Raw genomic sequence first — 12,900 nt, 5'->3', positions numbered from 1 at the left:
CGCCTCCTAGCAAAATCTGCCCACTGAGGGAATAGGGATAGCGACACCCCCCGTTTGCCGTGTGCACAACAGCGAGGCCGTGAACCACCTTCCCCTCCCTGGCAACAAACAGACGCCTCTCCTCTACGGGACCACCGCCAATGCGTCGCCTGCTCGTCGCGCTCTGCCTGCTCGCCGCAACCCTGTGGTCGGCGCCCGCTTTTGCGCAGGCGCGCAACCAGCTTGGGCCGCTCTGCACCACCGACACCACGCCGGCAGACCAGATGATCGACGCCTGCAGCAAGATCATCGCGCTGAAGGTGTTCAAAGGCGAGCAGCTCGCGACGGTCTACTTCTGGCGCGCGGTGGGCTGGAATAAGAAGGGCGATTACGCCAAGGTCATCACTGACGCCACGGAAGCGGTTCGGCTCCATCCGAGCCAGGCAGTCTACAACCTGCGCGGCTCGGCGTATTACGACAAAGGCGACTACGAGATCGCGGTCGCTGATTTCGACGATGCGCTGAAGCTTGGCCCGCCTGATGGCACCATCTTCCACAACCGCGGCAATGCCTGGCGCGGCAAAGGCGATTACGCCAAGGCGATCGCCGACTACGACATGTCGATCAAGGCCAATCCAAGATCGGCGTTCTCGTTCCAGAACCGCGGTATCGCGAAGGAGGCACTTGGCGATCTCGACGGCGCGCTGGCCGACATCAACCAGGCGATCCGGCTCGACCCGACACTGCCGCAGCCGCTGATCAACCGGACCGCGATCTGGCGTGTCAGAGGCGATTACGATCGCGCGATTGCCGACGGCAGCGATGCGATCCGGCTCGCGAAGGAAAAACCGCCCGTCAATATCATGACGCCGCCGAACAGCGTGCTGATCTCGGGCTACACCCATCGCGCGCTGGCCTATGAGGCGAAAGGCGATTACGCGCACGCGAGCGACGACTACAAGGCCACGCTGGCGATCGCGGCGTCCGATGCCGGCAGCAAGGCCAATCAAGCCACCGCAAAGGTGCGGCTGTCGCTGATCACCGACGCAAGCGCACCGATCCCGCGCGATGCGCCGTCACCGACGACCGAGCCGGCAAACGCACCGGCTCCCCAGCAGACCGGTGCCGCGCCGCCCGCCTCGCCTGCCCCGGCCGCGCGCGGCACGCGCATGGCGCTGATCATCGGCAACGGCGCCTATGCGCATGTCAAGGCGCTGCCCAATCCGCCCAATGACGCGCGCGCCGTTGCGAAGAGCCTGCGCAACATCGGCTTCACTGTATCAGAAGGCGTCGATCTCGACCGCGCGGCGATGCAGAAGATGACGCGTGACTTCTTGCGGGAAGCGGCGCGGGCGCAGGTCGTAGTGGTCTACTATGCGGGCCACGGCGTGCAGGTCGACGGCCGCAACTATCTCATTCCCGTCGACGTCGAACTCAAGCCGGGCGCGAGGATGACGGACGCGATGATCGACATGGACACGATCATGGCCGGCCTCGACGACCAGGTCCGCACCAACATTTTGATCTTCGATGCCTGTCGCAATAATCCGATGGCACAGCAGGTCGCATCAGCCGGCACCAACCGCGCCATCGAAGCTGCCTCGGGCCTCGCAGCGCCAACGAGCCTGGGCGCCGGCGCGACGCTCGGCGCCGGCACGCTGATCGCTTTCGCCACTGCGCCGGGCCAGGTCGCGCTCGACGGCGAAGGTGCCAACTCGCCGTTTTCCGCTGCGCTCTCCCGCCACATCGGCACGCCCGGCCTGGAAGTGCAGCGAATGCTGACACGTGTGCGGGCGGAGGTGGTGTCAACCACGAAGAACAAGCAGGTGCCGTGGTCGAACTCGTCGCTGCTGGGAGAGGTTTATCTGGCGGAGAAGTGAGGGGCATGTCTGCCGCGGCGAGGCGAAGCGTCGTACTTAACATTCAGTGTCGTCCCGGCCGTGCGCAATTGCGCACTAGGCCGGGACGACACCGAGGGTATTGCGCCAGTTAACCGCCACTCACGAGGCGGGCTGCGTAGAGCTCAATTGCCCCACACTTCCTTCGCGATCTCCACGGCGAGGCTGAGCTTGGCCCACTGCTCCTCTTCGGAGAGGACGTTGCCCTCCTCCGTCGAGGCGAAACCGCACTGCGGGGAGAGTGCGAGCTGCTCCAGCGGGGCGAACTTGGCGGCTTCCTCGAGACGGCGCTTGATCGCGTCCTTGTTCTCGAGCTCACCGAACTTCGAGGTGATGACGCCGACCACGACGACCTTGTTACCCTTGGGCAGGAAGCGCAGCGGCTCGAAGCCACCGGCACGGTCGCTGTCGTATTCGAGGAAATAGCCGTCGTAATTGGTGCCGGCGAGCATGGTCTCGGCAACCGGCTCGTAGCCGCCTGAAGAAATCCAGGTCGAACGGAAATTTCCGCGGCAGACATGCGTCGTCACCACCATGTCGGCGGGCTTCTCGGCCAGCGCGTAGTTGATGACGCGCGCATAGATCTGCTGGAGACCGTCGGGATTGTCGCCCCGCTCGCGCGCCTTCTGCAATTCGTCCGGCGAGCAGAGATAGGCCCACACGGTGTCGTCGAACTGGAGATAGCGGCAGCCGGCGTCGTAGAACGCCTTCACCGCCTTGCGGTAGGTCTTGCCGAGGTCTTCGTAGAAGGCATCGAGATCCGGATAGACGTCCTTGGAGATCGCCTTGCGGCCGCCGCGGAAGTGCAGCACCGCCGGCGACGGGATCGTCATCTTGGCGGTGACATGAGCCTGGTCGGCGACCTTCTTCAGGAAGCGGAAGTGATCCAGCATCGGATGGTCATCTGGGAAGTCGAGCTTTCCGATCACCCGCACCGCATCATGCCGCGTCTCGACGCCCGCGAACTGGATGCCGGTGTCGGGGTGGAACATTTCGCAGCCGGTGAGCTTGGCCAGGAAGTCGAAATGCCACCAGGAGCGGCGGAATTCGCCGTCGGTCGCGAGCTTCAGGCCGAGCGAGGCCTGCTTGTGCACGACCTTCTCGATCTCCATGTCCTCGATCTTGCGCAGATCGTCGGCTGAGATCTCGCCCTTCTCCAGCCTGGCGCGGGCTTCCTTGATCTTGGCGGGGCGCAGGAGACTGCCGACCTCGTCGGCGCGGAAGGGGGCTTTGGTTCGCTGCATTCTTAAACTCCCGTGAATTTTTTAGTGGGCCGCCGCCCCTGCAACGCCGAGGTGGCGCTCGAGGACCGACGGGTCGGCTTTCAGCGCGGCGCTGGGGGCGTCGTGGACGATCGTTCCGCGCTCCAATATCACAACACGGTCGGCCAGCCCCAGAATCTTTTGGGCATTCTGCTCGACGATGATCGAGCAGATGCCGCCCGCCCGCGTGATGGTCCCGATCGCCTTCAAGAGCTCCTCGACGATGATGGGGGCAAGGCCCTCGGTCGGCTCGTCCAGGAGAAGCACTTTCGGATTGAGGGTCAGCGCGCGGCCGATTGCCAGCATCTGCTGCTCACCGCCGGAGAGCTGGTTGCCAAAATTGCTCCGCCGCTCCTTCAACCGCGGGAACATCTCGTAGACCCTCTCGACGGTCCAGGGACCGGGCTGGGCCACTGCGGACATATTTTCCTCCACCGTGAGCGAGCGGAAGATATTCCGTTCCTGCGGCACCCAGCCGATCCCGGCGCGCGCCCGCTGGTCGGGTCGCAAGGTCGTGACGTCGGTGCCAGCCAGCCCGACAGTGCCGGAGAAGCGACGGGTGACGCCGACGATCGAGTTGATCAGCGTGGTCTTGCCGGTGCCGTTGCGCCCCAAAAGTGCCAGCACCTGGCCTTCGGCGAGACGCAGGGACATGTTCGGCAGCACCACGGCCTCGCCGTAGCCGGCGCGAAGCGAGTCGATCGCGAGCAGCTCAGACATTGACCGCCTCCTCGCCGAGATAGACCGCCTTGACCTGCGGGTCGCGCGCGACCTGCTCGGGCGGGCCTTCGGTGAGCAGCGCGCCGGAGACCAGGACAGAGATGCGGTCGGCGAAGGAGAACACGAGGTCCATGTCGTGCTCGATCAGCAGCACGGTCACGTCGCGCGGCAGGCTGCCTACGACGGCGAGGATGTCGTGGCGCTCGCTCTCGGGCACGCCGGCGGCGGGCTCGTCCAGCAGCAGCACGCGCGGCTTGGCGGCGATCGCCACCGCGATCTCGAGCAGACGCTGCTTGCCATAAGGCAGCGTCACGGTCTGCTCGTTCATGACGTCGAGCAGGTGGAAACGCGTGAGGAGGTCGGCGATCTCGCCGTTGACGTCGCTGCGCGTGCCCATCCGCCGCCACCAGTCGCCGCCATGACCGAGGCGCTCGGAGACAGCGAGACCGATGGTCTCGAGCGGGGTCAGGTCGGGATAGAGCTGGTTGATCTGGAAGGTGCGCGACAAGCCGCGCAACACGCGCTTGTGCACGGGCAGATCGGTGATGTCCTGGCCTTCGAGCAGGATACGGCCCGAGTTCGGCTTGAGCACGCCGGTAAGTTGGTTGATCACCGTGGTCTTGCCGGCGCCGTTCGGGCCGATCAGCGCGTGGCGGGCGCCTTGTTCGATCTTTAGCGACAAGTCGCGGGTGACACGCAGACCGCCAAATTGCTTTTCGAGATTCTGGGTTTCGAGCGCGATGGTCATGCGTCGCTCTCCGGCACGGCGACGACGGCCTTGCGCCCGGCTATCTGCCTGATGACCAGATTGGGCACATAGAGCATCCAGCGATGCAGGCGCTGGCGGCCGACCAGGACGATCACGACCAGCACGAGGCCGATCCAGAACTGCCAATACTGCGGAGTGATGGTCGAGAACAATTCCTGCAGCATGCGAAACAGCACTGCGCCGACCAGCCCGCCGTAGAGATAGCCGGTGCCGCCGATCACGAGCACCAGCATCAGGTCCGCCGAGCGCTCGAAGGAGAACACGTCGAGCGAGGCGATCGCGGTGGTCTGGGTGAACAGCGCGCCTGCGATGCCGGCATAGAACGCTGCGAGCGTGTAGATCGCAATCAGCCGACGGTTGACGGGGATGCCGATAGCCGCCGCGCGCAGCGGGTTGTTCTTGATCGCGCGCAATGACAGCCCGAAAGGCGAGTGCACGACCCGGCGGGCGAACAGGAACAACAGGAACAGAACGGCGAGCGAATAGAAGAACCCGGTCTTGCCGAACATGTCGAACGGGATCTGGCCGAAGATCGGCTGCATCTCGATACCCTGCAGACCGTCGGTGCCACCGGTGATGTTGGAGAAGCGTTCGGCCAGCGCCTCAAGCAACAACGCGATGCCGAGCGTCACCATCAGCCGCGTCAGGTCGACGCCGCGGATCACCAGGAAGCTGGTGGCGAAGCCGAGCACCATCGCGACAATGCCGGCGACGACAAGCGCAAGCACGGGCTCGTTGATGATCCCGTGCAGCGCGAGAAGCCCGGCGGCGTAAGCGCCGACGCCGAAAAAGGCGGCATGGCCGAGCGAGACGATGCCGGCGTAGCCGAGGATCAGATCGAGCGACATCGCAAACAGCGCGAGCCGCAGGATATCCGTCATGATCAAATAACGCGTCGGAAATACGAAGCCGCAGGCCAGCACGATCAGCCAGAAAGCGGCCTCGCCATAGTGCCAGCGTGCCTGGCGCTGGGCGTGATAGCCGACGTCGGAGGAGGCGCTCATCGGCGAACTCAACGCGCGGCCGTGCGGCCGAACAGACCGTTCGGGCGCCAGATCAGGATCACGATCATCATGGTGTAGATCACGAAAGGTCCCATCTTCGGGACGTAATATTTGCCGGCGACGTCGCCGATGCCGAGCAGCAGCGAGGCCAGAAACGGGCCGGTGATCGAGGACGAGCCGCCGACGGTGACCACGATCAGGAAGTAGATCATGAACTTCAGCGGAAAGTACGGATCTAGGCCGAGGATCTCGGCGCTCAGCGCGCCGCCGAGACCGGCCAGGCCGCAGCCAAAGGCAAATGTGAAGGCGAACACCTGTGGCACGTTGATGCCGAGGCCGCTCGCGGCGCGGGGATCGTCGACCGCGGCGCGCAGACGGCTGCCGAACCGCGTCTTGGCCAGCACCATTTGGAGACCGATGGTGAGCAGCCCGCAGATGACGATGATCATCAGGCGGTAGCGGCCGATGCCGACGCCGAACACGTCGAACTGGCCCTGGAGCGCGGCCGGCAGGTTGATGAAGACCCGCGAGGAGCCCTGGATGTAATCGACTGCCGCGACCGACATGAAAGTCAGGCCGATCGTGAACAGCACCTGATCGAGATGGCTGCGCGCATAGAGGTGTCGGTACAGCGTGCGCTCGAGCACGATGCCGATCGCAGCAGAGGAGACGAAGGCAAGCGGCAATGCAGCGAAGAATGGCCAGCCCATCCGGTTGACCAGCACCATGCAGACATAGCCGCCGGCCATGGCGAAGGCGCCATGGGCGAGGTTGACGAAGTTCATCAAGCCGAGCGTGACCGCGAGCCCGCAAGCCAGCACGAACAGCAGCATGCCGTAGGCAACGCCATCGAACAGGTTGGTGAGGATTGAGGTCATCGTCTCAGCTTGGCGTTATCGTCATGGCCGGGCTTGTCCCGGCCATCCACGTTCCTGGTTCGGCTCTCGCGTGGATGCCCGGGTCAAGCCCGGGCATGACGAGAGTGGCGGGCGAGATCCCCGATGCGCGGCTAGTGCGCGCTCGGGAATGACGGGCTTTCGCGTGTCATTTCTTGGTCTTGCCGAGATCCTTGACGGCCTCGAAGGTCGCGAACTCGACGTTGTAGAGCTCGCCGTCAACCTTCTCGACCTTCCGGATGTAGATGTTCTGCACGATGTCGCGGGTCTCGGGGTCGATCGAGATCGGGCCGCGCGGGCTCTCCCACTTCTGGCCCTTCATGGCTTCGACCAGCTTGGTGCCGTCGGTGTCGCCATTGGTCTTCTTCAACGCTTCGTAGATCAGGTGCATGCCGTCATAGCCGCTCACCGCCATGAAGCCCGGCCGGTTTCCGTACGCCTTCTTGTAGGCCGCGACGAAATCCTTGTTCATCTGCGAGGGATGCGCCGCCGAATAAAGGTGTGCGGTGACGGTGCCCAGCACGGCGTCGCCCATGTTGTTGAGGAGGTCGTCGTCGGTCACGTCGCCCGGTCCGATCACCTTGATGCCGGCCTTGTCGAGCCCGCGTTCGGCATACTGCTTCATGAAGTTGCCGCCCTGGCCGGCCGGCACGAACACGAAGATCGCGTCGGGCTTGGCATCCTTCATACGCTGGAGGAACGGTGCGAAATCGGGATTGGCAAGCGGCGTCTTCACCTCTTCGACCACCTCGCCGCCACCGGCGGTGAAGTTCTGCTTGAAGAAGTTGAGCGCGTCATTGCCCGGCGCATAGTCCGAGGTCAGCGTCGCCACCTTCTTGATGCCGTTTTTCACCGCCCAGTCGGCGATGATGGTGGAGGATTGCGCCAGCGTGAAGCTGGTGCGCACGATATAGGGCGAGCGCTCGGTGATGATGGAGGTGCCGGCCGCCATCACGACTTCCGGGATCTTGGCTTGCGTGGCCAGCGGCGCGGCCGCGAGCGCGGCCGGGGTCACGCCGAAGCCGGCGATGAAATGGACCTTGTCGTTGACGATCAACTCCTGCGCGGCCGTCTTGGTCTTGTCGGGTATCGCAGCATCGTCCTTGAGGATGATCTCGATTTTCTTGCCGGCGACGGTGTCGCCCTTCTGCTGCATGTAGAGCTTGATCGCGTTCTCGATCTGCTTGCCGGTCGAGGCCTGGCCGCCGGTCATCGGCAGGATCAGGCCGACCTTGACGCTGTCCTCGGCCTTGGCCGGAGCGACGGCCACAAGGCCTGCGATGGCGGCAGCTGCCGCGGCCCAAGCAGTCTTATGAGACAGTTGTTTGCGTTCGAACATCAGATGTCCCTCCCCTTCATTCCTGATCGCTTGTGCGCCGGACCGAGTGCCCGATCCTTGCCTTAAGTCTAGCTCACGCACGCGTGATGTCGCGCGCAACATGGCGTCTTTCGCGCCCTTATTGTCAATCGGACGTTTGGCGACCCTTCGGCGCAAGCCGAGCGTTCCGATTGCCGACGGCAGATGCGATATCGGGTCACGTTCAGGTAACCCGGGCATCGTGACTGTGATTGCTATCTTTTGTACGATTGTACAAACAAAATGGACCTGTCAACGAAAAAGCCCCATCTCGGATGAAGCGACTTTGTCGCAAGCCCTGCTGCAGTCTAGAAACGCTGCCACCCGGGTGGATGGAGGATTTCGTCTTTTGTTTGCAGAATTTGAACATCGGCAGGGTCCAGGTCGGCACACCACGGTATTAAATTACCTACCTCGAATAAGTCTATTTTACCTTGTTGAAAGCTACTCTCCCGGCGACAGCCTATCTGGCGTCCAACACGACTGACCTCGCGCCCTCCATACAATGCCCAGATCCTTGCGTTCCCTCCTGATCCTTCTCGCGCTCTCGGCGGGCCTGTCCGGCTGCGGCACCGTCAACGAAAAGCTCTCGTCCGGCATGGGCGACTACGTCCCGCAATGGGCCGGCGGCTTGCCGGCGGACGCCCCGCCGCGGGCGGGCACGCCGCAATACGATGCCTACATGAAGGAGCGCGAGCGCAAGCGACTGATGCCGGCAGCGGATCGCGAAAAGGAAGAGCAGGCGCAGAAGGGCGCAACGGGCTCGGCGTCCGGCACCGCGGCGCGTTAAGTTGCGCCCCCTCGCCGCTTGCGGCGAGAGCGAAGCAAATCAATCCACGAACACCACGGTCTTGCGGCCGTTGAGGATGACGCGGTCGTTGAGATGGTAGCGGATCGCGCGCGCCAACACGCGGCGCTCGATGTCGCGGCCCTTTCGGACGAGATCCTCAGGCGTGTCGCGATGGCTGATGCGCTCGACGTCCTGATCGATGATCGGGCCCTCGTCGAGGTCGCGCGTGACGTAATGCGCGGTGGCGCCGATCAGTTTGACGCCACGCTCATGGGCCTGGTGATAGGGTTTTGCGCCCTTGAAACCCGGCAGGAACGAGTGGTGGATGTTGATGCAGCGTCCCGACAGATTTGCCGAGAGATCGTCGGACAATATCTGCATATAGCGGGCCAGCACGACGAGATCCGTCCCGGTCTTGGCGACAAGGTCGAGGATCTGCGCCTCCTGCTCGCGCTTGGTCTCTTTCGTAACAGGCAGATAGTGGAACGGAACTCGGCCGAAATCGAGCCCGTCATAGACCTCGCGCGGATGGTTGGAGACGATGGCGGCCAATGTCATCGGCAGCTCGCCGGTGCGCCAGCGATAGAGGATGTCGACCAGGCAGTGGTCGGACTTCGACACCAAAAGCATCACCTTGCGATGCGCGGCGCGATCTCGCATTTGCCAATCCATGCCGAAACGCTCGGCGATCGCGGCAAAGCCGGTCTGCAGCGCCGACAGCTCTACGGCGAGATCGGCGGCGGTGAACACCACCCGCATGAAGAACTTGTTGGTCTCGATATCGTCGAACTGTTGGGCGTCGAGGATGTTCTGTCCGGAATTCGCCAGGAAGGTCGACACCGCCGAGACGATGCCGGGACGATCCGGACAGGACAGGGTCAGGACATATTGATGATCGGGCATGGTCTTTGAAACAATGGGCCTTGATGAAGGTTTGGGCAGCGGCTGCGGAACGACCCGCGATTTGCGCCCTGCTCTATCACCGACCCCACCTTGCGCCAATCCCGACCGTCGAGTCAGGATGAACGCACCATTGCTTTGACTGACCGGAGTTCACCATGGCCGACCGCTTGAACGGCACCCGCATCCTGATCCTGGAAACGCGCGAGGAGGCGCAGTTTTCGAAGCTGCTGGCCGAGCAAGGCGCCGAGGTCGTGCAATGCCCGATGTTCACAATCCAGGATGCGCCGGACCCCGCCCCGGTCGAGGCCTGGATCCGCCGCGCCATCGACAAGCCTTTCGACGATCTCGTGCTGATGACCGGCGAAGGGCTGCGGCGGATCATGAAGCTCGCCGTCGCGCGAGGACTCGACCAGGCTCTCGTGGCGGCGCTTGCCAGATCGCGAAAATTCACCCGCGGTCCGAAGCCCGGCAAGGCATTGCGCGAAATCGGGCTCGAGGCGCAGCAGACCACGGAGAAGCCGACCACCGAGGGCGTGATCGAGATGCTCGGCAATCTCGATTTGAAGGGACACCGCCTCGGCCTCCAGCTCTATCCCGACAAGGATCACAGCGCGCTGACCGGTGCGCTCTCGGCGCAAGGTGCCGAAGTCGATACCGTGCTGCCCTATGCCTACGATTCCAAGGCGGCGGATGCCAGCATCGTCGCCGCCATCGACGACATGGCCGAAGGGCGAATCGATTCGGTCGCGCTGACCAATCTCGGCCAGGTCCGACGGCTGATCGAAGCCGCGAGAGCCCATGGCAGCGAGGCGAAGCTGCGCGCGGGCCTCGAGCGGACGCTGATCGCGTCGGTAGGACCGGCGGTCTCGGCCGAGCTCACCGCGCTTGGTTTGCGCACGGACGTCTCGCCCCCGGATGAAGCTTATTTCATGCGTCCGCTGATTTCAGCGATGGCTACGGCGCTCGCGGAGCGGAAGCCGAGGCCTGCGGCGAGGTAACAGCCGAGCGCGGGGGCGGCCTGCGGCGACTGCGATTGACACGCGCACCGTCAGCGCTAGGTTGCCGAACAGCAAGAAGAAACAACAAGGCAAGGGAATCGCCGTGATACGCGCCATCGCGCCTTGAGCACACCCGCACGCCCCTCCGCGCTCGCGCCATTCCGCATCCGCAACTATCGCTTCCAGTGGCCGTCCGATCTGCTCACCTCCTGGGCATTCGAGATCGAGACGCTGGTGCTCGGCTGGTACATCATGGTCGAGACCGGCTCGGTGCTGCTGCTCACCGTGCTTGCGTCGCTCCAGTTCGTCGGGACATTGGTGGCGCCGGTGTTCGGCATGATCGGCGACCGCATGGGTCATCGCGATCTCCTGGTCGCGATGCGTCTTGCCTATATGGTGCTGGCGTCGACCATCATGACTCTGGCGCTGACCGGTCACCTGACCCCGCCAGGCGTCATGATCATCGTCGCAATCATGGGCCTGATTCGCCCCTCGGACCTTGGCGTTCGCGGCGCGCTGCTCGCCGAGATCATGCCGACCGAGCAACTGGTGGGCGCGATCAGCGTTGCGCGCACGACCCAGGACAGCGCGCGCATCGCTGGCGCGTTGACAGGCGCCGGACTGTTTGCCGTCCTCGGCATTGGCCTCGTTTACGTGGTGATCGTCTGCCTCTATCTCGTGGCCGCGCTTCTCATGCTCTGCCTGACCCGGCCGGAACGGACCATTGCCACAACTGATCTTCCGGCAGACAGCCGCGTCGTTTCAAGATTGCTGGGCGATTTGAAGGAAGGGATCGTCTACGCCTGGAATGGTCCGGGGATGCGCGCGGCGCTGTGCGTCGCCTTCCTGGCCAACCTGACCGCATTTCCTTTCACCGGCGGATTGCTGCCCTACATCGCGCGGGACATCTTTCATACCGACCAGACCGGCCTCGGTTATCTCTCCGCGAGCTTCGCCGTCGGCTCGCTGATCGGCTCCATCACGCTCAGCCTCGTCAGCGGAGTGCGCATTGCCCGGCTCCTGATCGGCGCGACGCTGGCGTGGTACGCCATGCTGCTGGTGTTCGTCGAGATCAGGACCATGCCGGTGGCGATGGCCTGCCTCGTGCTCGCCGGCATCGCCCAGAGCATGTCGATGATATCAGCTGCCGTCATCCTGATGCGCACGGCCAGCGCACACCTTCGCGGCCGCGTGATGGGCGTGCGGATGATGGTGATCTACGGTCTGCCGCTCGGATTGCTCGCGGCCGGCAGCCTGATCGACATCATCGGCTATTCCGCGACGGGGTCGCTCTATGCCGTATCGGGGTTCATCGCAATGATGGCGATCGCGGTGCGCTGGCGCGCTGACCTCTGGCCGGTGCACGCCCCCGCCAATACGCGCTGACGAACGAGGAATCCTAATCCCCGTACCCGCGCAACCGCTCGATATCGAGGATGGTGACGCCGCCATATTCCAGCCGGAGCAAGCCTTCTTTCTCCAGCCGGTTCAGCGCGCGGTTGGCATTCTGGCGGGACATGCCGGAAAGCGCGCCGATCTCCTCCTGGGTGATCTCCAGATGCGCCGTGGACTCCGGATAGAGGATCGGATTGAACAGCGAGGCAATGCTGCGGGCAAGCCGCGCAGTCGCGTCCAGCGTGCGGTTGACCTCGAGCATGCCGATAAACTGGCCGAGCCGCTCGTTGAGCTGGCGTACCAGGAAGCGGTTGAAGCCGACGCTGTTCTCGAACAGCCACATGAAGGCGCTGCGTTCCATCAATGCGACGCGGCTGTTGCGCAGCGCGACCACGTCATAACGGCGCGGCTCGTTCTTGAGCACGCTGCCCTCGCCGAACCAGGCCCCTGCCGTCAGCCCGGCAAGACTCGTCTCCTTGCCGTCGCGCGAGACTCCGCCCATCCGGGCAAGGCCGAAGACCATGCCGGCCCAATAGTCGAACGTGTCGCCGCGCATGAAGACGGTCTCGCCGGTGCCGTAGGACCGCTCCGTGATCCCGCCACGAGCGACCGCGATCTCCGCTTGCGTGAGCTCGCGCGACCAGGCAGCGACGCGCTTCAGTTGATCCTCTGAAATCATGATCCCGAAGCCAGCCGCACCGTTCGCCACTCCTGTTCTGCTGCAATGCAGCATGACCGTTTCGGCTACCATCCGACGAAAGACGGAGGTTGCTTCCACCCGAAAACTTTGTCGCAGAATTGTCAGGCGGGAGACATTTCAAAATAGCGCTTTCCCCTATTGAGGACCACCTCGGGCGATGCGGCTTTTGATCCCAAGCGGGAACGAGAGTGGCGCGGCTCCGGTCGAGACCATCTGCTGCATGGTCTCA

General features: G+C 63.8%; 12 protein-coding genes. 4 read left to right on the top strand and 8 right to left on the bottom strand.

Translation table 11 applies throughout. The features are described from left to right. Positions 1–140: 140 nt before the first annotated feature. Entirely contained in the window at positions 141–1,859 is a 1,719-nt protein-coding gene (locus tag AC0L2F_RS31545) for a caspase family protein (protein ID WP_473251052.1), read from the top strand. 143 nt (positions 1,860–2,002) lie between these two features. Here the strand turns inward: AC0L2F_RS31545 and AC0L2F_RS31540 are convergent, their stop codons facing one another. The 6 genes from AC0L2F_RS31540 to AC0L2F_RS31515 all read right to left on the bottom strand — a co-directional run bounded on the left by AC0L2F_RS31540 (position 2,003) and on the right by AC0L2F_RS31515 (position 7,867). Next, entirely contained in the window at positions 2,003–3,121 is a 1,119-nt protein-coding gene (locus tag AC0L2F_RS31540; protein ID WP_473251051.1) for a cobalamin-independent methionine synthase II family protein, read from the bottom strand. A gap of 21 nt (positions 3,122–3,142) precedes the next feature. Then, positions 3,143–3,859: an ABC transporter ATP-binding protein gene (locus AC0L2F_RS31535; RefSeq protein WP_473251050.1), complete on the bottom strand. Its 717-nt coding sequence runs from the start codon at positions 3,857–3,859 to the stop codon at positions 3,143–3,145. Then, positions 3,852–4,607, bottom strand: coding sequence for an ABC transporter ATP-binding protein (locus tag AC0L2F_RS31530; RefSeq protein WP_007612502.1), 756 nt, complete (start codon positions 4,605–4,607; stop codon positions 3,852–3,854). The genes AC0L2F_RS31535 and AC0L2F_RS31530 overlap by 8 nt, the downstream gene beginning before the upstream one ends. Further along, positions 4,604–5,632, bottom strand: coding sequence for a branched-chain amino acid ABC transporter permease (locus AC0L2F_RS31525; RefSeq protein WP_473251049.1), 1,029 nt, complete (start codon positions 5,630–5,632; stop codon positions 4,604–4,606). The genes AC0L2F_RS31530 and AC0L2F_RS31525 overlap by 4 nt, the downstream gene beginning before the upstream one ends. Before the next feature lie 8 nt (positions 5,633–5,640). Continuing rightward, positions 5,641–6,510: a branched-chain amino acid ABC transporter permease gene (locus AC0L2F_RS31520; RefSeq protein WP_007612509.1), complete on the bottom strand. Its 870-nt coding sequence runs from the start codon at positions 6,508–6,510 to the stop codon at positions 5,641–5,643. 166 nt (positions 6,511–6,676) lie between these two features. Further along, the gene (locus tag AC0L2F_RS31515) at positions 6,677–7,867 is read right to left on the bottom strand and encodes an ABC transporter substrate-binding protein (protein ID WP_063995649.1); all 1,191 of its coding nucleotides are present in this window, start codon (positions 7,865–7,867) and stop codon (positions 6,677–6,679) included. A gap of 523 nt (positions 7,868–8,390) precedes the next feature. On the opposite strand from AC0L2F_RS31515, the gene AC0L2F_RS31510 reads away from it, so the two are divergent. Beyond that, a complete protein-coding gene (locus tag AC0L2F_RS31510) occupies positions 8,391–8,675 on the top strand; it encodes a hypothetical protein (protein WP_473251048.1) in 285 nt (94 codons plus the stop codon). Between the two features lie 39 nt (positions 8,676–8,714). Here the strand turns inward: AC0L2F_RS31510 and purU are convergent, their stop codons facing one another. Next, positions 8,715–9,578, bottom strand: coding sequence for a formyltetrahydrofolate deformylase (purU, locus tag AC0L2F_RS31505; RefSeq protein WP_473251047.1), 864 nt, complete (start codon positions 9,576–9,578; stop codon positions 8,715–8,717). Positions 9,579–9,733: 155 nt separating this feature from the next. On the opposite strand from purU, the gene AC0L2F_RS31500 reads away from it, so the two are divergent. Then, a complete protein-coding gene (locus AC0L2F_RS31500; protein ID WP_473251046.1) occupies positions 9,734–10,576 on the top strand; it encodes a uroporphyrinogen-III synthase in 843 nt (280 codons plus the stop codon). Positions 10,577–10,699: 123 nt separating this feature from the next. After that, positions 10,700–11,962: an MFS transporter gene (locus AC0L2F_RS31495; protein ID WP_473251045.1), complete on the top strand. Its 1,263-nt coding sequence runs from the start codon at positions 10,700–10,702 to the stop codon at positions 11,960–11,962. Between the two features lie 13 nt (positions 11,963–11,975). On the opposite strand, the gene AC0L2F_RS31490 is transcribed toward AC0L2F_RS31495, so the two are convergent. Continuing rightward, positions 11,976–12,650, bottom strand: a complete 675-nt coding sequence (locus tag AC0L2F_RS31490; protein WP_035975127.1) for a Crp/Fnr family transcriptional regulator — start codon at positions 12,648–12,650, stop codon at positions 11,976–11,978. Positions 12,651–12,900: the final 250 nt, after the last annotated feature.

This window comes from Bradyrhizobium sp. Ken64, assembly GCF_055807555.1.
Note: the sequence above shows the minus strand (reverse complement) of the source record. Positions and strands in the feature narration are given on the sequence as shown.